General features: G+C 40.9%; 23 protein-coding genes and 1 tRNA gene. 21 read left to right on the top strand and 3 right to left on the bottom strand.

The annotated features are described in order from the left end of the window. Positions 1–43 precede the first annotated feature (43 nt). From ACTO1Y_RS05450 to pflA, 10 genes are all read left to right on the top strand, one after another. On the top strand, positions 44–760 hold the full coding sequence (locus tag ACTO1Y_RS05450; protein ID WP_441348599.1) for a dimethyladenosine transferase: 717 nt from the start codon (positions 44–46) through the stop codon (positions 758–760). 12 nt (positions 761–772) lie between these two features. Next, positions 773–1,645, top strand: a complete 873-nt coding sequence (gene rsmA / locus ACTO1Y_RS05445) for a 16S rRNA (adenine(1518)-N(6)/adenine(1519)-N(6))-dimethyltransferase RsmA (RefSeq protein ID WP_441348598.1) — start codon at positions 773–775, stop codon at positions 1,643–1,645. Position 1,646: 1 nt separating this feature from the next. Then, positions 1,647–2,525 (top strand): ribosome small subunit-dependent GTPase A, encoded by an 879-nt coding sequence (gene rsgA, locus ACTO1Y_RS05440; protein WP_441348597.1) that lies wholly within the window; start codon positions 1,647–1,649, stop codon positions 2,523–2,525. 11 nt (positions 2,526–2,536) lie between these two features. Beyond that, the gene (rpe, locus tag ACTO1Y_RS05435) at positions 2,537–3,193 is read left to right on the top strand and encodes a ribulose-phosphate 3-epimerase (protein WP_414278225.1); all 657 of its coding nucleotides are present in this window, start codon (positions 2,537–2,539) and stop codon (positions 3,191–3,193) included. After that, complete coding sequence (locus ACTO1Y_RS05430; RefSeq protein ID WP_441348596.1) at positions 3,156–3,818, top strand: thiamine diphosphokinase; 663 nt, start codon at positions 3,156–3,158, stop codon at positions 3,816–3,818. Before rpe ends, ACTO1Y_RS05430 begins: the two co-directional genes overlap by 38 nt. A 1-nt stretch (position 3,819) precedes the next feature. Next, the gene (gene rmuC / locus ACTO1Y_RS05425) at positions 3,820–5,076 is read left to right on the top strand and encodes a DNA recombination protein RmuC (protein WP_441348595.1); all 1,257 of its coding nucleotides are present in this window, start codon (positions 3,820–3,822) and stop codon (positions 5,074–5,076) included. Then, complete coding sequence (locus tag ACTO1Y_RS05420; RefSeq protein ID WP_441348594.1) at positions 5,066–6,007, top strand: 3'-5' exoribonuclease YhaM family protein; 942 nt, start codon at positions 5,066–5,068, stop codon at positions 6,005–6,007. Before rmuC ends, ACTO1Y_RS05420 begins: the two co-directional genes overlap by 11 nt. A 102-nt stretch (positions 6,008–6,109) precedes the next feature. Continuing rightward, entirely contained in the window at positions 6,110–6,934 is an 825-nt protein-coding gene (gene purR, locus ACTO1Y_RS05415; RefSeq protein ID WP_235083730.1) for a pur operon repressor, read from the top strand. Between the two features lie 72 nt (positions 6,935–7,006). After that, positions 7,007–8,260 (top strand): diaminopimelate decarboxylase, encoded by a 1,254-nt coding sequence (locus tag ACTO1Y_RS05410; protein ID WP_441348593.1) that lies wholly within the window; start codon positions 7,007–7,009, stop codon positions 8,258–8,260. Positions 8,261–8,392: 132 nt separating this feature from the next. Then, on the top strand, positions 8,393–9,187 hold the full coding sequence (pflA, locus tag ACTO1Y_RS05405) for a pyruvate formate-lyase-activating protein (RefSeq protein ID WP_006150223.1): 795 nt from the start codon (positions 8,393–8,395) through the stop codon (positions 9,185–9,187). A gap of 80 nt (positions 9,188–9,267) precedes the next feature. Here pflA and yidC read toward each other — a convergent pair whose 3' ends face one another. Both yidC and ACTO1Y_RS05395 read right to left on the bottom strand, forming a co-directional pair. Continuing rightward, the gene (yidC, locus tag ACTO1Y_RS05400; RefSeq protein WP_303943586.1) at positions 9,268–10,194 is read right to left on the bottom strand and encodes a membrane protein insertase YidC; all 927 of its coding nucleotides are present in this window, start codon (positions 10,192–10,194) and stop codon (positions 9,268–9,270) included. A gap of 77 nt (positions 10,195–10,271) precedes the next feature. After that, entirely contained in the window at positions 10,272–10,550 is a 279-nt protein-coding gene (locus ACTO1Y_RS05395; protein ID WP_001174501.1) for an acylphosphatase, read from the bottom strand. A gap of 33 nt (positions 10,551–10,583) precedes the next feature. On the opposite strand from ACTO1Y_RS05395, the gene ACTO1Y_RS05390 reads away from it, so the two are divergent. The 11 genes from ACTO1Y_RS05390 to ACTO1Y_RS05340 all read left to right on the top strand — a co-directional run bounded on the left by ACTO1Y_RS05390 (position 10,584) and on the right by ACTO1Y_RS05340 (position 19,353). Next, positions 10,584–11,324 (top strand): TrmH family RNA methyltransferase, encoded by a 741-nt coding sequence (locus ACTO1Y_RS05390; protein ID WP_025169994.1) that lies wholly within the window; start codon positions 10,584–10,586, stop codon positions 11,322–11,324. Positions 11,325–11,377: 53 nt separating this feature from the next. After that, complete coding sequence (locus tag ACTO1Y_RS05385; RefSeq protein WP_006150400.1) at positions 11,378–12,061, top strand: Bax inhibitor-1/YccA family protein; 684 nt, start codon at positions 11,378–11,380, stop codon at positions 12,059–12,061. Between the two features lie 97 nt (positions 12,062–12,158). Beyond that, the gene (asnA, locus tag ACTO1Y_RS05380; RefSeq protein ID WP_006150123.1) at positions 12,159–13,151 is read left to right on the top strand and encodes an aspartate--ammonia ligase; all 993 of its coding nucleotides are present in this window, start codon (positions 12,159–12,161) and stop codon (positions 13,149–13,151) included. A gap of 60 nt (positions 13,152–13,211) precedes the next feature. Beyond that, the gene (rsmD, locus tag ACTO1Y_RS05375) at positions 13,212–13,751 is read left to right on the top strand and encodes a 16S rRNA (guanine(966)-N(2))-methyltransferase RsmD (protein ID WP_045762698.1); all 540 of its coding nucleotides are present in this window, start codon (positions 13,212–13,214) and stop codon (positions 13,749–13,751) included. Continuing rightward, positions 13,741–14,229: a pantetheine-phosphate adenylyltransferase gene (gene coaD / locus ACTO1Y_RS05370; protein WP_235083734.1), complete on the top strand. Its 489-nt coding sequence runs from the start codon at positions 13,741–13,743 to the stop codon at positions 14,227–14,229. Before rsmD ends, coaD begins: the two co-directional genes overlap by 11 nt. Further along, positions 14,213–15,250 (top strand): SepM family pheromone-processing serine protease, encoded by a 1,038-nt coding sequence (locus tag ACTO1Y_RS05365; protein ID WP_441348592.1) that lies wholly within the window; start codon positions 14,213–14,215, stop codon positions 15,248–15,250. Before coaD ends, ACTO1Y_RS05365 begins: the two co-directional genes overlap by 17 nt. A gap of 57 nt (positions 15,251–15,307) precedes the next feature. Continuing rightward, on the top strand, positions 15,308–15,538 hold the full coding sequence (locus ACTO1Y_RS05360; RefSeq protein WP_033587493.1) for a DUF1146 family protein: 231 nt from the start codon (positions 15,308–15,310) through the stop codon (positions 15,536–15,538). 24 nt (positions 15,539–15,562) lie between these two features. After that, positions 15,563–16,849, top strand: coding sequence for a UDP-N-acetylglucosamine 1-carboxyvinyltransferase (murA, locus tag ACTO1Y_RS05355; RefSeq protein WP_441348591.1), 1,287 nt, complete (start codon positions 15,563–15,565; stop codon positions 16,847–16,849). Further along, the gene (locus tag ACTO1Y_RS05350; protein ID WP_006150292.1) at positions 16,842–17,030 is read left to right on the top strand and encodes a DNA-directed RNA polymerase subunit beta; all 189 of its coding nucleotides are present in this window, start codon (positions 16,842–16,844) and stop codon (positions 17,028–17,030) included. Before murA ends, ACTO1Y_RS05350 begins: the two co-directional genes overlap by 8 nt. Positions 17,031–17,075: 45 nt before the next feature. Continuing rightward, on the top strand, positions 17,076–17,903 hold the full coding sequence (locus tag ACTO1Y_RS05345) for a DNA/RNA non-specific endonuclease (RefSeq protein ID WP_441348590.1): 828 nt from the start codon (positions 17,076–17,078) through the stop codon (positions 17,901–17,903). Between the two features lie 118 nt (positions 17,904–18,021). Then, complete coding sequence (locus tag ACTO1Y_RS05340; protein WP_441348589.1) at positions 18,022–19,353, top strand: hemolysin family protein; 1,332 nt, start codon at positions 18,022–18,024, stop codon at positions 19,351–19,353. A gap of 85 nt (positions 19,354–19,438) precedes the next feature. Here the strand turns inward: ACTO1Y_RS05340 and ACTO1Y_RS05335 are convergent. Continuing rightward, positions 19,439–19,509 (bottom strand) — tRNA-Cys (locus tag ACTO1Y_RS05335). Positions 19,510–19,688 lie beyond the last annotated feature (179 nt).

Raw genomic sequence — 19,688 nt, 5'->3', positions numbered from 1 at the left:
CTTGAACCACCACCCTTTTTCAAAGATTTTGAAAGGAAATGGAATGGCGAATAGAAGTTATATTTACTTAAAAAACGGAAATGAAGCTCGTATTCTAACAGAGGGAATTTACACGATACCCTATTTTTGGCAATTGTTTTGGGATGAAGAAGATTTAAGAACTCCTATTGCTCTCTGGAAAACAGCAGAAAAACTCGAAGAAGATGAAGAGCAAGCAGAAAAGTTTTACCAAGAGCAGAATGTAGATATCTTGCTTCCTATTGAAAAATTCCGGCAAAACGCCCTCCAAAACCGGTCTTTTTTAGAAGAAAATGTTCCACAATCCGTGCAACTATATGATGCCTTTGTTCGTTATATTCTTGTAAATGTCAAAGATGGTGATATACTCGGATTTGATGTCTTAGATGTTGTTTTTATGGACCAAGTGTCTGTTGTTTCTGATAAACTGTTAAAAAATATAGGAGCTATTCGGGGAAATCAACCCAAAGATTTAGATTTTTCTTTGACAGAAAAGAACCTAATTGGTCTTGCTATGGGCTTTCCTGATTATTATGCTTCAGAATTATTGCCAGAAGATAATATTCTAGATTCGGTTGCCTATCAGGATGAACTGAATAAAATGAATCCTCAAGATGATAAGCAAGGGGGCGATATGACTGGAGCCGATACAAAAGCGAACAAGTGGAGGAATGGTTTAGTATATTTGTTTATACTTGCACTAGTAATTAGGTTGATTTTTTATATGATGGTTAAGAGATAGAAAAGAGAATACATGAGAATTGCAGATTATAGCGTGACCAAGGCAGTGCTGGAGCGTCACGGTTTTACCTTTAAAAAGTCCTTCGGACAAAATTTCCTGACCGATACCAATATCCTTCAAAAAATTGTGGATACGGCTGAAATTGATGACCAAGTCAATGTCATCGAGATTGGGCCAGGTATTGGTGCCTTGACGGAATTTTTAGCTGAGCGTGCAGCTCAAGTCATGGCTTTTGAGATTGACCACCGCTTGGTACCAATCCTAGCGGATACCTTACGTGATTTTGACAATGTGACCGTAGTCAACGAGGACATTCTAAAAGTTGACCTAGCGCAACATATCCAAAATTTCAAAAATCCTGACTTACCAATCAAGGTAGTAGCCAACTTGCCTTACTATATCACGACGCCTATTCTCATGCACTTGATTGAAAGTGGCATTTCATTTAGTGAGTTTGTGGTTATGATGCAAAAAGAAGTGGCAGATCGTATATCTGCTAAGCCAAATACCAAGGCTTACGGGAGCTTGTCGATTGCAGTTCAGTATTACATGACAGCTAAGGTTGCTTTTATCGTACCTCGTACGGTCTTTGTGCCAGCACCAAATGTGGATTCAGCTATCCTGAAAATGGTACGTCGCCCAGAACCGGCTGTAGCAGTGGAAGACGAGAAATTCTTCTTTAAAGTTTCCAAGGCTAGTTTTACCCATCGTCGTAAGACCTTGTGGAATAATCTGACAGGTTACTTTGGAAAGACTGATGAAATCAAGGATAAATTGACTAAGGCATTGGATCAGGCAGGACTATCCCCAAGTGTACGCGGTGAAGCTCTTAGCTTAGAAGAATTCGCTAGTCTAGCAGATGCGCTTAAAGGACAAGGACTCTAGGATGCAGGGACAAATCATTAAAGCTTTGGCCGGATTCTACTATGTGGAGAGTGATGGTCAGGTTTATCAAACACGCGCGCGTGGAAATTTTCGTAAAAAGGGTCATACGCCCTATGTTGGAGATTGGGTAGATTTTTCTGCGGAGGAAAATTCCGAAGGTTATATTCTCAAGATTCACGAACGAAAAAATAGTCTGGTTCGCCCACCGATCGTCAATATTGACCAAGCTGTGGTTATCATGTCGGTCAAAGAGCCTGACTTTAATAGCAACTTGTTGGATCGCTTCTTGGTTCTTTTAGAGCATAAGGGCATTCATCCTATCGTCTATATTTCCAAAATGGACTTACTGAAAGATGGGAGAGAACTGGATTTCTACGAGAAAACCTATCGTGCTATTGGTTACGATTTTGTGACGAATAAAGAAGAACTTTTACCCTTGTTGACAGATAAGGTTACGGTCTTTATGGGGCAGACGGGTGTTGGAAAGTCAACTTTGCTCAATAAAATCGCACCTGATCTCAATCTAGAAACGGGAGAAATCTCAGACAGTCTGGGTCGTGGTCGTCACACTACTCGAGCGGTTAGTTTTTACAATCTCAATGGTGGGAAAATCGCAGACACACCAGGTTTTTCATCGCTGGATTACGAAGTAACAACAGCAGAAGATCTGAATCAGGCTTTTCCAGAGATTGCTAGTGTCAGTCGTGATTGTAAATTCCGCACTTGTACCCATACCCATGAGCCATCTTGCGCTGTAAAACCAGCAGTAGAAGAGGGTATCATTGCTACCTTCCGTTTTGACAACTACCTGCAATTCCTCAGTGAGATTGAAAATCGTAGAGAAACCTATAAAAAAGTCAGCAAAAAAATTCCAAAATAAGGAGAAACCCTATGTCTCAATACAAGATTGCTCCGTCAATTCTGGCAGCAGATTATGCCAACTTTGAACGTGAAATTAAACGCCTAGAAGCAACTGGGGCTGAATATGCCCACATCGATATCATGGATGGTCACTTTGTACCTCAGATCAGCTTTGGTGCAGGTGTAGTCGAAAGTCTTCGTCCTCATAGCAAGATGGTCTTTGATTGCCATTTGATGGTATCAAATCCCGAACATCATTTAGAAGACTTTGCGCGTGCAGGTGCAGACATCATCAGCATCCATGCAGAAGCAACACCTCATATCCATGGGGCCCTTCAAAAAATTCGTTCTCTTGGAGTCAAACCTTCAGTCGTCATTAATCCTGGTACACCTGTTGAGGCGATTAAGCATGTGCTACACTTAGTTGACCAAGTATTAGTCATGACAGTTAACCCTGGATTTGGTGGGCAAGCCTTTCTGCCAGAAACCATGGATAAGGTACGTGAATTGGCTGCCCTTCGTGAGGAAAAAGGATTGAATTTTGAAATTGAAGTGGATGGTGGGATTGATGATCAGACCATAGCTCAAGCCAAAGAAGCTGGTGCAACAGTCTTTGTAGCAGGGTCCTATGTCTTTAAGGGAGATGTCAATGAACGAGTGCAAGCTCTCAGAAAACAACTGGACTAAAGTTGCAGTTTTTGCAGGCGGAGACCGCGGTCACTATCGGACAGATTTTGACTGCTTTGTCGGTGTGGATCGAGGCTCACTTTGGGTACTGGAGGAAAAACTTCCTCTTGCTTTAGCCGTTGGGGATTTTGATTCTGTGACTGTAGAAGAACGTCATTTGATTCAAAAACGTGCCCAGCATTTTGTTCAAGCCCAGCCAGAAAAAGATGATACCGATCTGGAACTAGCACTTTTAACGATTTTTGAAAAAAATCCTCAAGCTCAGGTGACCATTTTTGGTGCCCTAGGTGGTCGCATTGACCATATGTTGGCTAATGTGTTTCTGCCTAGCAATCCTAAATTGGCGCCATATATGCGTCAGATAGAGATTGAGGATGGACAAAATTTGATTCGTTACTGTCCAGAAGGGACCAGTCAACTTGAACCACGGTCAGACTATGATTATCTTGCTTTTATGCCTGTGAGGGATAGTCAGCTGACCATTATCGGTGCCAAGTACGAATTGACAGAGGAGAACTTTTTCTTTAAGAAAGTCTATGCTTCTAACGAATATATAGATAGGGAAGTTTCGGTAACATGCCCGGATGGCTATGTGGTCGTACTGCATAGTAAGGACAGGAGATAGGATGGAGATTGTATTACTACTGTTATTAATTGCTAACCTAGTCGGCCTCTTTCTCATTTGGCAAAGGCAGGACAAGCAGGAGAAATATCTGACCAAGAGTTTAGAAGATCAGGCAGACAACCTTTCAGACCAGCTAGATTATCGTTTTGAACAAGCTCGACAAGCTAGTCAGCTGGACCAAAAAAATCTAGAAGTGGCTGTTAGCGACCGTTTGCAGGAAGTGCGAATTGAATTGCACCAAGGTCTGACTCAGGTTCGACAGGAGATGAATGAGAATCTTCTCCAAACTAGAGATAAGACCGACCAACGACTCCAAGCCCTGCAGGAATCAAATGAACAACGTTTAGAGCGGATGCGTCAAACGGTCGAGGAAAAGTTAGAAAAGACCTTGCAGACACGCTTGCAGGCTTCCTTTGAGACAGTTTCCAAGCAATTGGAATCTGTCAATCGCGGCCTTGGAGAAATGCAGACGGTTGCCCGTGATGTCGGCGCTCTTAATAAAGTCTTATCTGGTACAAAAACTCGAGGAATTCTAGGAGAATTACAACTGGGACAGATTATTGAAGATATCATGACACCTGCCCAGTATGAACGAGAATTTGCAACGGTTGAAAATTCGAGTGAGCGAGTCGAGTACGCCATCAAGTTGCCTGGGCAAGGCGACCAAGAATATGTTTATCTACCGATTGACTCTAAGTTTCCATTGGCGGATTATTACCGCCTAGAAGAAGCCTATGAATCAGGTGACAAGGACGAGATCGAGCGCTGCCGTAAGTCACTCTTAACGAGTGTTAAGCGTTTTGCAAAGGATATCAAGAGTAAGTATCTGGCGCCACCTCGAACAACCAATTTTGGAGTATTGTTTGTCCCGACAGAAGGTCTCTATTCAGAGATTGTTCGCAATCCGATTTTCTTTGATGATTTGAGACGGGAGGAGCAGATTATCATTGCAGGGCCAAGTACCTTATCAGCCCTTCTTAACTCTCTATCAGTTGGCTTCAAAACTCTCAATATCCAAAAGAGTGCCGACCATATCAGCAAGACTCTTGCCAGTGTCAAGACCGAGTTTGGCAAGTTTGGGGGGATTTTGGTCAAGGCACAAAAACATCTCCAACATGCCTCTGCCAATATTGATGATTTATTAAACCGTCGTACTACAGCTATCGAGCGAACGCTCCGTCACATTGAGTTATCAGAAGGTGAGCCTGAGCTTGATCTACTCCAGTTCCAAGAAGATGAGGAAGAATATGAAGATTAGTCACATGAAGAAAGATGAGTTTTTTGAGGGCTTTTACCTAATCAAGTCAGCTGACCTAAGACAGACACGTGCTGGGAAGAATTACCTGGCTTTCACTTTCCAAGATGACAGTGGGGAAATTGAAGGGAAACTCTGGGATGCCCAACCTCATAACGTCGAAGCTTTTACTGCAGGGAAAGTTGTTCACATGCAGGGACGTCGTGAGGTATACAATAACACTCCGCAGGTTAATCAAATCACCCTTCGCCTACCTCAGCCTGGCGAACCAAATGACCCAGCAGATTTCAAGGTCAAATCGCCAGTGGATGTCAAGGAGATACGCGAATATATGGCGCAGATGATTTTCAAAATTGAAAATCCTATCTGGCAACGAATCGTTCGAGCTCTCTATACCAAATATGATAAAGAATTTTATTCCTATCCAGCTGCCAAAACCAACCATCATGCCTTTGAAACAGGACTTGCTTATCATACGGCTACTATGGTTCGTTTGGCAGAGGCAATTGCAGATGTATACCCACAACTCAATAAGAGCTTGCTCTATGCGGGGATTATGCTCCATGACCTAGCCAAGGTTATTGAATTGACTGGCCCAGACCAGACAGAGTATACAGTCAGAGGGAACCTTATCGGACATATTGCCTTGATTGATAGTGAAATCACCAAAACAGTAATGGAACTTGGCATTGATGACACTCGTGAAGAAGTAGTGCTCTTACGCCATGTTATTCTCAGCCACCATGGTTTACTTGAGTATGGTAGTCCAGTTCGTCCTCGTGTGATGGAAGCTGAAATCATTCATATGATTGATAATCTAGATGCCAGCATGATGATGATGTCAACAGCGCTCGCCCTTGTTGATGAGGGTGAAATGACCAATAAAGTCTTTGCAATGGACAATCGTTCCTTCTACAAGCCAAAATTAGACTAGAAACTAAAAAAATGAGCTTTATTTAGACAATAAAGTTCGTTTTTTTTGCTTTAGTGTGATATAATGAGAAAAAGACTAATTAAAAAGAATGGTGAATAACTAATGAAATTAAGAAGAAGTGATCGGATGGTTGTTATTTCCAATTACTTGATTAACAATCCTTACAAATTAACCAGTCTCAATACCTTTGCAGAAAAGTATGAATCTGCTAAGTCTTCTATTTCAGAAGATATTGTCATCATTAAGCGTGCCTTCGAAGAAATAGAAATCGGTCATATTCAAACGGTGACAGGTGCTGGTGGTGGTGTTATTTTTACACCATCGATCTCTACCCTTGAGTCTAAAACGATTATCGAAGAGCTTCGTGATAAACTTTCAGAGAGTGACCGCATTCTTCCGGGTGGCTACATTTATTTATCTGACCTATTGAGCACTCCAGCTATTTTGAAAAACATCGGTCGCATTATTGCTAAGAGCTTTATGGATCAGAAGATTGATGCCGTTATGACTGTTGCGACCAAAGGGGTTCCGCTTGCAAATGCGGTAGCAAATGTTCTCAATGTTCCATTTGTCATTGTCCGTCGCGACTTGAAAATCACTGAGGGTTCAACTGTTAGTGTCAACTATGTTTCAGGTTCTAGTGACCGTATCGAAAAGATGTTCCTTTCAAAACGTAGCCTTAAAGCAGGAAGTCGTGTCTTGATCGTTGATGACTTCTTGAAGGGTGGAGGGACCATTAACGGGATGATTAGCCTCTTGTCTGAGTTTGATTCTGAATTGGCTGGAGTAGCCGTCTTTGCCGATAATGCGCAAGAAGATCGCGAACAACAGTTTGATTACAAATCACTCTTGAAGGTTACCAACATTGATGTGAAGAATCAAAAAATTGCTGTTGAAGTTGGAAACATCTTTGACGCAGAAAAATAAGAATGAACTTAAAATACAAAGGTTGGAACTTTCGTCCCAGCCTTTCTTTGATAATGAATATAAAGGAGTCCTATGAAAACACCATTTATTAATCGTGAAGCCCTAGAAAAAATTGTTGAAGAGTTTCCAACCCCTTTCCACCTCTACGATGAAAAAGGGATTCGCGAGAAAGCACGCGCAGTAAACAAAGCCTTTTCTTGGAATCAGGGCTTTAAAGAATATTTTGCAGTCAAGGCGACTCCGACCCCAGCTATCTTGAAAATCTTACAAGAAGAAGGATGTGGAGTGGATTGTTCTAGTTATGTAGAACTCTTGATGAGTCATAAGCTAGGATTTTCTGGTTCTGATATGATGTTCTCATCCAATAATACTCCAGATAGAGAGTATGCTTATGCCCGTGAATTAGGTGCGACGATTAATTTAGATGCTTTTGAAGATATCGAACATTTAGAGCGTGCAGCAGGTATCCCAGAAATCATCTCTTGCCGTTACAATCCCGGTGGAGTATTTGAACTAGGAACGGACATTATGGATAATCCTGGCGAAGCTAAGTTCGGGATGACTAAGGAGCAGCTTTTTGAAGCCTTTGCTATTTTGAAAGAAAAGGGAGCTAAAACCTTTGGGATTCATTCCTTCCTAGCTTCTAATACAGTGACCCACCTCTACTATCCAGAATTAGCACGTCAGCTCTTTGAGTTAGCAGTAGAAATCAAGGAAAAGTTAGGTATTTCACTGGATTTTATCAATCTTTCAGGTGGTATTGGGGTTAACTATCACCCAGATCAAGAAGCTAATGACATTGCTTTGATTGGTGAGGGAGTTCGTCAGGTTTATGAAGAGGTTTTGACACCAGCAGGTCTTGGTCAGGTTAAGATTTTTACAGAACTAGGGCGCTTTATGCTGGCACCTCATGGAATTTTGGTCACAACAGTTACTCATAAAAAGAAAACCTACCGTACTTATCTAGGAGTCGATGCGTCAGCTGTCAATCTTATGAGACCAGCTATGTACGGTGCTTACCACCATATTACTAATATGATGCATCCTGATGGTCAGACTGAAGTGGTTGATGTTGTTGGTTCTCTTTGTGAGAACAACGACAAGTTTGCAGTAAATCGTGAGCTACCTCAAACAGAAATTGGTGATTTGTTAGTCATTCATGATACAGGTGCCCATGGCTTCTCTATGGGATACCAGTACAATGCGAAACTTCGTTCGGCAGAGCTTCTCTACACAGAGGACGGTGGTGCTCGACTAATCCGTAGAGCAGAGCGACCTGAGGACTATTTTGCGACTCTTTACGGGTTTGACTTTGACAAGGATTAGAAGAATTTTTGAAAATCATGAAAGTTGAAAGTGAAAAACAGATTGTTTTCTAAAAAATAGACAAAATCTATTGTTTTTCCTTTCAAGCGTGATATAATAAAATTATAAAACGGTTTCAAGGAAGGTGACGTTATGTCAGAAGAAACAATTGACTATGGACAAGTGACAGGAATGGTGCATTCGACAGAGAGTTTTGGGGCGGTAGATGGTCCCGGAATCCGTTTCATTGTCTTTTTGCAGGGCTGTCAGATGCGTTGCCAGTATTGCCATAACCCGGATACATGGGCTATGGAAACCAATAAATCTCGTGTACGAACAGTAGATGATGTCTTGGAAGAAGCGCTTCGCTATCGTGGTTTCTGGGGAGACAAGGGAGGTATCACAGTCAGCGGAGGAGAAGCCCTCTTGCAGATTGATTTCTTGATTGCCCTCTTTACCAAGGCGAAAGAAAAAGGTATCCACTGTACCTTGGATACTTGTGCCCTTCCGTTCCGTAATAAACCACGCTATCTTGAAAAATTTGATAAATTAATGGCTGTGACTGATTTGGTTCTTCTTGATATCAAAGAAATTAATGATGCTCAACATAGGATTGTAACCAGTCAAAGTAACAAAACCATTTTAGCTTGTGCTCAATACTTGTCAGATATTGGGAAACCTGTCTGGATTCGTCACGTTCTCGTACCTGGGTTGACAGACCGAGATGAAGATTTGATTGAGCTTGGGAAGTTCGTGAAAACTCTTAAAAACGTTGATAAGTTTGAAATCCTACCTTATCACACGATGGGTGAATTCAAGTGGCGTGAACTTGGCATTCCGTATTCGCTTGAAGGAGTTAAACCTCCGACAGCAGATCGTGTCAAGAACGCTAAGGAATTGATGGATACAGAAAGCTATCAAGATTACATGAAACGTGTACATGGATAATATAAAAAATGAGGTCGAGTTTTCTCGGCCTCTTTTCGATTATAGAAAAGACTCAGCAATTTAGCCGAGCCTTTTATTTTTTATCTCGAATGTTGTTTTCCAGCATTGCGTTTTTTGTTTTTCTTCTTGTTAGAAGTTGTGATAGCTGCTGCTGATTCAGGGGTTACATCTTTACGAGCGCCTGAAGTTTTGCTTGCTTTTGGTGGGTTCTTTGCAAATTCTTCGCGTACTTTTTTGCGAAGTTTTGGACGAATCATGTAGTTGACGATGAATTGTTGAAGAATCATCATGAAACCACCGACAACCCAGTAAAGTGTGACGCTGGCTGGAGAGAAGATGGAGAACATGACGATCATCATTGGACTCATGTAAATCATTTTCTTGAGTTGTTCTCTTTGAGTCTCGTCTTCAACTCCGTGTAGAGAAAGGAGTGATTGGATGTAGTAGAGAATACCAGCGCAGGCGATGAGAATCCAACTTGGAGAACCCAGTGCGATTCCTAAGAAGCTAGCCTCAGAAACACCTTCTGTGTGTTGAGCAGCAAAGTAGATAGCAGAGAAGAAAGGCATTTGAATGAGGATAGGGAAACATCCTACACCACCAAACATACTAATACCATGCTCTTTTTGAGCAGCAAAGAGAGCTTGTTGGGCTTCTAGTTTTTCTTCTTGAGTCGTTGCTTCTTTGAGACGAGTCTGATGTGGCTCAAGGACATGCTTGAGGGCGTTCATCTTCTCAGAGTGAAGGGTAGCCTTCCATGATTGGTAGATACCAAGTGGGAGGATAATCAAGCGAACGATAATAGTTACGATGATGATACCAACACCGAAACCAAGACCTTGATCATTGGCAAAGTATTTGATAGCCTCTGCCATAGGTGCTCCGATGGTATTCCAGATAAATCCGGTTGGCTGACCTGTTGCTTTATCAACCTGGACACATCCTGTCAATACTAATAGCATAGCCACTCCCATGATTGAGAGGGCGATTCGTTTAATTGATTTCACTGTTTTTATTCCTTCTTTAAAAATTATACCTTTCTATTCTACTGTTTTTTTTGAAAATATACAATAGTTCTAGAGACCTAATTTGCGACTTTGAAGTCAGAATAGGAAGGAAAGTTACTCAATTGGACGTCGAGATAGGTCACTTTTGAGAAAGGAGTTGGTCCTTTTCGGATCTCTTGGATGAACTTAGCCATGATAGCAGAAGATTCTGCTTGGGCAAGGATTTCAACTGTTCCGTCATCGTTGTTCCAGACACGACCAGTGATTCCGCCTAGTTCGAGAGCAAGGGTATAGACGCCCCAACGAAAGCCAACGCCCTGAACGCGTCCCTGTGCAATCATTTTGACCTTTTGCATACCAAACCTCCTTGATTGTGTTATAATACTCCTATGACTATTATAACCTCTAAAGCGAATTCTGTGGTAAAAAATGCCAAGAAATTGCATCAAAAAAAATATCGAAAATCTTCTTATTTAATTGAGGGCTGGCATTTATTTGAGGAAGCTGTTCAGGCGGGAGCAACGATTGAGAAAATATTTGCTCTAGTAGAGTATGGAGATAAACTAGTAGATTATCCTCAGACTGTCTTTGTGACAGAGGAAATCTTATTTGATTTAGCAGATTCACAAACACCTCAGGGCATTGTAGCTATTGTTCAAAAGGAAGAGGAGCTGTTGCCGGATTTGACCTCAGGTAAATATCTTTTCTTAGAAGATGTGCAGGACCCTGGAAATGTAGGGACCATGATACGGACGGCAGATGCGGCAGGTTTTTCAGGAGTCATCGTTTCAAGCAAGTCGGCTGATATATACAGCCTCAAAACTCTTCGCTCCATGCAGGGAAGTCATTTTCATTTACCAATTTATCGGATGCCTGTTGATACATTTGTTGAAGAGGCGAAAAAGAGTCATTTGCCGATTCTAGCCACTACCTTATCCCAAAACTCTAAAGATTATCGTGAACTTGCTCGACTAGAGGATTTTGCCTTGGTGATGGGAAATGAAGGCCAGGGCATTAGTTCATTCATGACAGCCCAGGCAGACCAACTGGTTCACATCAACATGAAAGGGCAGGCGGAAAGTCTCAATGTTGCTATTGCGGCAGGCATACTCATGTTTTATTTGAGTTAAATCAATTTATTTTTGTTATAATCAGTAAAAAGATTTCATAAGGAGAAAAAGATATGAATCAAACAATTATTCAAGAACATTCTGGTTTGAATCAATTTTATGCAAAAGTTTATGCTTTTGTAGGGATTGGGATTGCCTTATCTGCAGTTGTTTCAGCCTTGATGTTAACAACCTTCCAAGATGTTCTCGTACAGTTAATGCTTAATGCACGCATATGGCTAATCGTAACAGGAGTCGTTGAAGTTGCTCTAGTGTTATTTGCAAGTGGTTTAGCGTTAAGGAACAGTCCAGCAGCATTTCCAATATTTCTATTATATTCTGTGGTCAACGGTTTTTCACTAAGTTTCATTGTATCGCTTTACCTTCCTGGTACAGTCCTAACAGCCTTTATCTCCAGTGCAGCCCTTTTCTTTGTCATGGCGATTGTCGGAGTCGTCATCAAAAAGGATTTGAGTGGTATCGGACGTGCTTTGATTGCAGCCTTATTTGGTCTAATATTAGCCATGGTTGTTAATATCTTCTTAAATAGTGGCCTAATGGACTATATCATCAGTATTGTGATGGTACTTGTTTTTGCAGGTTTAATCGCTTGGGATAATCAAAAAATTCGTTATGTTTATGAAGAGTCAGATGGTCAGGTCGCTACAGGCTGGGCAATTTCTTTGGCACTTAGCCTCTACCTTGACTTTATCAACCTCTTCCTTAGCTTCTTGCGTATCTTTGGAAATGACGATTAATACTTTTAGAGCTCAAATGAGCTCTTTTTTATTTTTTACTTTCATTTTTACTAGCAAAAGGGTATAATCTTTTTATTATTCAAAAGGAGGGGTACATATGAAAAAAAGTTTTATTCACCAGCAGGAAGAGATTTCATTTGTAAAAAATACCTTTACCCAGTATTTAAAAGATAAGTTAGAAGTAGTAGAAGTACAAGGGCCAATTTTAAGTAAGGTTGGAGACGGGATGCAGGATAACCTTTCAGGGATTGAACATCCGGTATCTGTTAAGGTTTTACAAATCCCAGATGAAACCTATGAGGTGGTACATTCACTTGCTAAGTGGAAACGCCATACTTTGGCACGTTTTGGTTTCGGTGAAGGAGAAGGTCTCTTCGTTCACATGAAGGCTCTTCGTCCGGACGAAGATTCACTAGATGCGACTCATTCGGTTTATGTGGACCAGTGGGACTGGGAAAAGGTAATTCCTAATGGACAACGCAATCTAGCCTACCTCAAAGAAACCGTTGAAAAGATTTATAAGGCCATTCGTTTAACAGAATTAGCAGTAGAAGCACGATATGATATTGAGTCAATTTTGCCTAAGCAAATCACCTTTATCCATACAGAAGAGTTGGTTGAACGCTATCCAGACTTGACGCCAAAAGAACGTGAAAATGCTATCTGTAAGGAATTCGGTGCTGTCTTCTTGATTGGTATTGGCGGTGTATTGTCGGATGGAAAACCTCATGATGGACGTGCACCAGACTATGATGACTGGACAACTGAATCTGAAAATGGCTATCATGGCTTGAATGGAGATATCCTTGTCTGGAATGATAATTTGGGTGCAGCCTTTGAATTATCTTCAATGGGAATTCGTGTTGATGAAGATACCCTCCGTCGACAAGTAGCTATTACAGGAGATGAAGACCGTCTTTCTTTGGAATGGCATAGAGCTCTTCTAAACGGACTCTTCCCGTTGACAATTGGTGGAGGAATTGGTCAATCACGTATGGCTATGTTCCTACTTCGTAAGAAGCACATCGGTGAAGTTCAAACTAGTGTTTGGCCACAAGAAGTCAGAGATACTTACGACAATATTCTTTAATCAATCGAGCCGCAAGGTTCGATTTTCTTTTTTTTATCAGAATTTGGTATAATATACCTTATGAAAATCGTATCAGGAATCTACGGAGGACGTCCTTTAAAGACGTTAGACGGGAAAACAACGAGACCAACATCTGACAAGGTCCGAGGAGCTATTTTCAATATGATTGGTCCCTACTTTGAAGGAGGACGTGTACTAGATCTCTATGCTGGCAGTGGTGGTTTATCCATCGAAGCAGTTTCAAGAGGGATGTCGAGCGCTGTCCTAGTTGAGAAGGATCGCCGAGCACAGAATATTGTGGCAGAAAATATCCGGATGACCAAGGAAACCTCAAAGTTTCAATTATTGAAAATGGAGTCCAGTCGTGCGTTGGAGCAGGTGGATGGCGTTTTTGATCTCATCTTTTTGGACCCTCCCTATGCAAAGGAACAAATCGTGTCTGATATTGAAAAAATGGCGGAGAGAAATCTTTTTTCAGAAGATGTCATGGTGGTCTGCGAGACCGATAAATCAGTAGAACTTCCAGAAGAAATCGCCTGTTTGGGCATCTGGAAGGAAAAAATATATGGGATTAGTAAGGTGACGGTTTATGTCAGATAAAATTGGGCTATTCACAGGTTCGTTTGATCCGATAACAAAGGGCCATTTGGACCTCATTGAGCGTGCAAGTGAGCTCTTTGATCAATTGTATGTAGGAATTTTTTATAATCCACACAAAAATGGATTTTTACCGATAGAAAGCCGACTAGAGACGGTTGAAAAAGCAGTGGCACATCTAGAGAATGTCCAAGTTATCGCCTCTCATGATGAATTAGTAGTTGATGTTGCTAGAAAACTGGGTGTCCATGTTCTTGTTCGTGGTTTGCGTAACGCTGCGGACCTTCAGTATGAAGCCAGTTTTGATTTTTACAATCATCAATTAGCAGGAGAGATTGAGACAGTCTATCTCCATAGCCGCCCAGAGCATGTTTACATCAGCTCTTCAGCTGTGAGAGAACTATTGAAGTTTGGTCAAGATATCAGTAAGTATGTCCCAAATGCTGTCTTAGAGGAGTTAAAACATGAAGAAAAAAACTAGATGGCCCATATATTTAATCATCGGGCTTATTATCACATTTATAGCTTTTACAGTGCCCCTGCCTTATTACATTGAGGTTCCAGGAACTTCAGAAGATATTCGAAAAGTCTTACAAGTCAATAATCAAGCTGACCAAGAGGAAGGTTCTTACCAATTTGTAACAGTTGGAGTTAAGCACGCTAGACTGGTTGACTTGGTTTATGCTTGGCTAACACCTTTTACAGATATTCGAAGTGCTAAAGAGATGACAGGTGGTTCTTCAGATGCAGAATTTATGCGAATCAACCAGTTTTACATGGAAACTTCGCAAAATATGGCTAAATATCAAGGACTCAAGGCAGCTGGTAAGGAAATAGAGCTCAAATATCTGGGCGTCTATGTTTTGACTGTGACAGACAATTCAACTTTTAAGGGTATTCTGAATATTGCCGACACAGTAACAGCTGTCAATGATAAGACTTTTGAGAGTTCCAAGGAAATGGTCGACTACGTTAATTCTCAAACGCTAGGTGACAAGGTTAAGGTTACTTATCAAGAAGATGGGAAAGTCAAAACCGCTGAAGGAAAAATCATTACTCTGGAAAATGGGAAAAACGGTATCGGAATCGGTTTGATTGACCGCACGGAAGTGTCAAGTGATGTGCCAATCAAGTTTTCAACTGCTGGCATTGGTGGTCCGAGTGCTGGAATGATGTTTAGTTTATCCATCTATACGCAAATTGCAGACCCTACTCTTCGAAATGGACGTATCATTGCTGGTACAGGAAGTATCGACAGAGATGGAAATGTTGGTGATATTGGTGGAATTGACAAAAAAGTTGTTGCTGCTGCAAAAAAAGGAGCTACTGTATTCTTTGCTCCAAACAATCCAGTAACTGAAGAAGCTAAAAAGGCCAATCCTAATGCTAAAAGTAATTATGACACGGCTGTAGAAGCTGCTGAAATGATTAAAACAGACATGAAGATTGTTCCTGTAAAAACACTTCAGGATGCAATTGATTACTTGAAAAACAACCCATAAAATATAGTGCAAGTCCATAGACTAGCGTAGAAAAAGAGAAGATGGTATAATAGGCAGATGATTCAATTGTTTTTTACCCTCAGTAGTCATATGTTTTTTGTCTACCTAGTTTTTCAACTTTTGAAAGATTTAGTCAAATGGGATCAAATTTTGAAGGTGACCAAGGACAATGCGAGGAAGGTACGACTTTTGGTAGTATTGTGTAGTATCGGTTTAGGATATCTAATCAGTTCTTTTTTCCTAAATCTCTACCAATTATGGCAAGAAGCTGTACGGACATTATTCTAAATTCGAAAGTAAAGGAAAATATTTATGGAAAAAATTGTAGTTCGAGGTGGCGATAATCGCCTTGTCGGAAGTGTTACCATTGAGGGCGCGAAAAATGCAGTTTTGCCACTACTTGCAGCGACAATTTTAGCAAGCGAAGGAAAAACAGTTTTAAAAAATGTTCCTATCCTATCGGATGTCTTTACCATGAACCAAGTAGTTCGTGGATTAAATGCTCAAGTTAATTTTGATCAAGATGCACACATTGTTGAAGTGGATGCGACAGATGATATCACAGAAGAAGCCCCGTATAAGTATGTCAGCAAGATGCGTGCTTCTATTGTAGTCCTGGGTCCAATTCTGGCTAGGGTTGGTCACGCTAAAGTTTCGATGCCAGGTGGTTGTACGATCGGTAGTCGTCCTATTGACCTTCACCTTAAAGGTTTGGAAGCAATGGGGGCTAAGATTACCCAAACAGCTGGCTATATCGAAGCTAAGGCAGAACGCTTGCATGGAGCCCATATCTATATGGACTTTCCTAGTGTTGGGGCAACCCAAAACTTGATGATGGCTGCAACGCTAGCTGATGGCGTAACTGTTATCGAAAATGCTGCGCGTGAACCTGAAATTGTAGATTTAGCTGTTCTTTTAAATAAAATGGGAGCTAAAGTCAAAGGCGCAGGAACAGAAAGCATCACAATAACGGGTGTTGAAAACTTGCATGGTGCAACCCATAACGTTGTTCAAGACCGCATCGAAGCAGGGACTTTCATGGTTGCTGCTGCAATGACAGGTGGAGATGTCCTAATTCAAGATGCTATTTGGGAACACAACCGTCCCTTGTTGGCGAAATTACAAGAAATGGGTGTTGAAGTCATTGATGAAGACGAAGGCATCCGCATTCGTTCTCAACGAGATAAATTGAAAGCCGTTCATGTTAAGACGCTTCCGCATCCAGGATTTCCGACAGACATGCAGGCACAATTCACTGCACTGATGACGGTTGCTCAAGGTGAGTCAACCATGGTGGAAACAGTGTTTGAAAATCGTTTCCAACATTTAGAGGAAATGCGTCGTATGGGCTTGCATTCTGAAATTATCCGTGATACAGCTCGTATCGTCGGTGGGCAACTTCTGCAAGGAGCAGAGGTTTTGTCTACAGACCTACGTGCAAGTGCGGCTTTGATCTTAACAGGTCTAGTAGCTGAAGGGGAGACAGTTGTCGGAAAACTTGTCCATTTGGATAGAGGATATTATCGTTTCCATGAAAAATTGGCTCAGTTAGGAGCTAATATTGAACGGGTAAGTGTGGAAGCTGATGAAGATGAATAAACAAGCAGCGTATGTGCTACGTCGATTTTTATTAGTTATTATTGTTTTGCTTCTAGGAGTCTTGGCGTTGGGTATCGGCTTGATGATTGGCTATGGTATCGTAGGAAAAGGTCAAGATCCATGGGCAATTTTGACACCCGATAAATGGCATGAATTGATTGCAAAATTTACAGGGAAATAGGCTGGGGAACCGGCCTTTTTCTAGGGATAAAAGTAAGGAGGAAATATGAATAAAAAAACCAGACAGGCCCTCATAGGTCTCCTGATTTTTCTACTATTGACGGCAGGAAGTTACTACATTAAAAAAATGCAGGCTTCCAATAATACACCACAAACACAAGTGACACAAAAATCCCAGTCATCCGACACTCCTAGTCAAGAATTGGCAGAGAGTGTACTGACTGACTCGGTCAAAAAACAAATCAAGGGCACAATTGAGTGGAATGGAGCAGGAGCTTTTGTAGTTAATGGAAACAAAACCAATCTAGATGCTAAGGTATCAAGTAAACCTTATGCTGATAATAAAACTAAAACTGTAGGAGGAGAGACAGTTCCTACAGTAGCCAATGCTCTCATGTCAAAAGCAACTCGACAGTATAAGGATCGCGAAGAGACGGGTAATGGTTCGACCTCTTGGACTCCAGCAGGCTGGCATCAGGTCAAGAACCTAAAAGGAAGTTATAATCACGCTGTAGATAGAGGACATTTATTAGGCTATGCCTTGATTGGTGGTCTAGATGGCTTTGATGCATCTACTAGTAATCCTAAAAACATCGCTGTACAAACAGCCTGGGCCAACCAAGCTCGCGCAGAAGATTCAACAGGACAAAACTACTATGAAGGTTTAGTTCGAAAAGCGCTAGATAAGAATAAACGAGTGCGTTACCGCGTTACGCTACTGTATGCGACAGAAGAGGACCTAGTACCTTCTGTCTCTCAAATTGAAGCAAAATCCTCTGACGGAGAATTGGAGTTTAATGTAGTAATTCCTAATGTTCAAAAGGGAATTCGGTTAGATTACCGAACAGGAGAAGTTACGGTTACAAAAGACTAATAAATAGATAATCCCTTATCGTTTTGATAGGGGATTTACTATAGAAATCGAAATTTAATGTGTAGAAATTGAAAAATATGGTATAATAGTCTCAATTATACTTTTTAGGAGAAGGAAAATGGAAGACCCGAGCAGTCAGGATTTGTTACTGCAGTTTGTATTATTAGTTGTTTTGACCTTTTTAAATGCTTTTTTCTCTGCGACAGAGATGGCTATGGTTTCCCTTAGTCGTTCACGTGTTGAACAAAAGGCTGAAGAAGGTGATAAACGTTATATCCGTTTGCTAAAGGTACTTGAAAACCCCAATCACTTTTTATCAACCATTCAAGTTGGTATTACCTTAATTACAATCTTGTCAGGGGCTAAACTTGCAGACTCTCTTGGACAATTGATAGCCTCATGGATGGGGAATAGCGAAACTGCGCATGCAATCGCAAGCTTCCTGTCACTTGCTTTCTTGACCTATATCTCTATCGTTTTTGGTGAGCTCTATCCCAAACGGATTGCGCTAAATCTTAAGGATGCCTTGGCTATCCGAACAGTGCCATTTATTATCGCTCTCGGTAAGATTGTGAGTCCATTTGTTTGGATGTTATCAGCATCAACTAATCTCTTGAGTCGTTTGACGCCAATGACATTTGACGATGCAGATGAAAAAATGACTCGTGATGAGATTGAGTATATGCTTACCAATAGTGAAGAAACCTTGGATGCAGATGAAATCGAAATGTTGCAAGGAATTTTCTCACTAGATGAGCTCATGGCGCGTGAAGTCATGGTTCCTAGAACTGACGCTTTCATGGTAGATATTCAAGATGACACTCAGACGATTATCGAAAGCATCTTAAAACAAAGCTTTTCTCGAATTCCTGTCTATGATGATGACAAGGACAACGTGATTGGTTTGATCCATACAAAGAGTCTGCTAAAAGCAGGATTTACCGATGGTTTTGACAATATCGTATTGAGAAAGATATTACAGGAACCTCTCTTTGTACCTGAAACTATTTTTGTGGATGATCTGTTAAAAGAATTGAGAAATTCACAAAGACAGATGGCAATTCTTCTTGATGAATACGGAGGAATGGCAGGGTTAGTTACTCTTGAGGACTTGCTTGAGGAGATTGTCGGTGAAATTGATGATGAAACCGACCGTGCTGAAGTTTACGTTCATACCATTGCTGAGAACACTCATATTGTCCAAGGTACAATGACCCTAAATGACTTCAATGATTATTTTGATGTCGAACTTGAAAGTGATGACGTAGATACCATTGCGGGTTATTATTTGACCGGTGTGGGAACCATTCCAACCTCAGAGAAACTTAGTTATGAGGTGGAAAGTGGCAACAAGCATATCATACTGACAAATGACAAAGTGAAAAACGGACGCGTAACCAAGGTTAAGGTTCAAATTCAGGAAGTCGAAGTAGAAGAAGAAACTGAATAAAACAAAAGCTTTATCAGCTAAATACTGATAAAGCTTTTTAATTGTTAAAAAGAAAAGACTCCGCTCGGAGTCTTCGTTAATATAGAGGCGGTAGACGGATTTGAACCGACGATCAAGCTTTTGCAGAGCCGTGCCTTACCACTTGGCTATACCGCCTTAACTTTTATTATTATACCTTGAAAATTGTTTCTCGTCAATAGTTTTCTTTTCTGAAAACATAAGATTCAAATGTTTAAAAAAGCATGCGACAAAATATTCTGAAAATTCGTTTACTTTTTAAAAAAACTGTGGTATAATCTTCAATATCCACAATTTAAAACGAGGAGTTTATAAAC

Source organism: Streptococcus sp. V728 (assembly GCF_052077995.1).
Lineage (GTDB): Bacteria > Bacillota > Bacilli > Lactobacillales > Streptococcaceae > Streptococcus > Streptococcus infantis_B.
Note: the sequence above shows the minus strand (reverse complement) of the source record. Positions and strands in the feature narration are given on the sequence as shown.

What these genes read in the sequence shown, in the direction of transcription:
- ACTO1Y_RS05450 (WP_441348599.1), top strand. Translation starts at nt 44, where the DNA reads ATGGCGAATAGAAGTTATATTTACTTAAAAAACGGAAATGAAGCTCGT.
- rsmA (WP_441348598.1), top strand. Translation starts at nt 773, where the DNA reads ATGAGAATTGCAGATTATAGCGTGACCAAGGCAGTGCTGGAGCGTCAC.
- rsgA (WP_441348597.1), top strand. Translation starts at nt 1,647, where the DNA reads ATGCAGGGACAAATCATTAAAGCTTTGGCCGGATTCTACTATGTGGAG.
- rpe (WP_414278225.1), top strand. Translation starts at nt 2,537, where the DNA reads ATGTCTCAATACAAGATTGCTCCGTCAATTCTGGCAGCAGATTATGCC.
- ACTO1Y_RS05430 (WP_441348596.1), top strand. Translation starts at nt 3,156, where the DNA reads ATGAACGAGTGCAAGCTCTCAGAAAACAACTGGACTAAAGTTGCAGTT.
- rmuC (WP_441348595.1), top strand. Translation starts at nt 3,820, where the DNA reads ATGGAGATTGTATTACTACTGTTATTAATTGCTAACCTAGTCGGCCTC.
- ACTO1Y_RS05420 (WP_441348594.1), top strand. Translation starts at nt 5,066, where the DNA reads ATGAAGATTAGTCACATGAAGAAAGATGAGTTTTTTGAGGGCTTTTAC.
- purR (WP_235083730.1), top strand. Translation starts at nt 6,110, where the DNA reads ATGAAATTAAGAAGAAGTGATCGGATGGTTGTTATTTCCAATTACTTG.
- ACTO1Y_RS05410 (WP_441348593.1), top strand. Translation starts at nt 7,007, where the DNA reads ATGAAAACACCATTTATTAATCGTGAAGCCCTAGAAAAAATTGTTGAA.
- pflA (WP_006150223.1), top strand. Translation starts at nt 8,393, where the DNA reads ATGTCAGAAGAAACAATTGACTATGGACAAGTGACAGGAATGGTGCAT.
- ACTO1Y_RS05395 (WP_001174501.1), bottom strand. Translation starts at nt 10,550, where the DNA reads ATGCAAAAGGTCAAAATGATTGCACAGGGACGCGTTCAGGGCGTTGGC.
- ACTO1Y_RS05390 (WP_025169994.1), top strand. Translation starts at nt 10,584, where the DNA reads ATGACTATTATAACCTCTAAAGCGAATTCTGTGGTAAAAAATGCCAAG.
- ACTO1Y_RS05385 (WP_006150400.1), top strand. Translation starts at nt 11,378, where the DNA reads ATGAATCAAACAATTATTCAAGAACATTCTGGTTTGAATCAATTTTAT.
- asnA (WP_006150123.1), top strand. Translation starts at nt 12,159, where the DNA reads ATGAAAAAAAGTTTTATTCACCAGCAGGAAGAGATTTCATTTGTAAAA.
- rsmD (WP_045762698.1), top strand. Translation starts at nt 13,212, where the DNA reads ATGAAAATCGTATCAGGAATCTACGGAGGACGTCCTTTAAAGACGTTA.
- coaD (WP_235083734.1), top strand. Translation starts at nt 13,741, where the DNA reads ATGTCAGATAAAATTGGGCTATTCACAGGTTCGTTTGATCCGATAACA.
- ACTO1Y_RS05365 (WP_441348592.1), top strand. Translation starts at nt 14,213, where the DNA reads ATGAAGAAAAAAACTAGATGGCCCATATATTTAATCATCGGGCTTATT.
- ACTO1Y_RS05360 (WP_033587493.1), top strand. Translation starts at nt 15,308, where the DNA reads ATGATTCAATTGTTTTTTACCCTCAGTAGTCATATGTTTTTTGTCTAC.
- murA (WP_441348591.1), top strand. Translation starts at nt 15,563, where the DNA reads ATGGAAAAAATTGTAGTTCGAGGTGGCGATAATCGCCTTGTCGGAAGT.
- ACTO1Y_RS05350 (WP_006150292.1), top strand. Translation starts at nt 16,842, where the DNA reads ATGAATAAACAAGCAGCGTATGTGCTACGTCGATTTTTATTAGTTATT.
- ACTO1Y_RS05345 (WP_441348590.1), top strand. Translation starts at nt 17,076, where the DNA reads ATGAATAAAAAAACCAGACAGGCCCTCATAGGTCTCCTGATTTTTCTA.
- ACTO1Y_RS05340 (WP_441348589.1), top strand. Translation starts at nt 18,022, where the DNA reads ATGGAAGACCCGAGCAGTCAGGATTTGTTACTGCAGTTTGTATTATTA.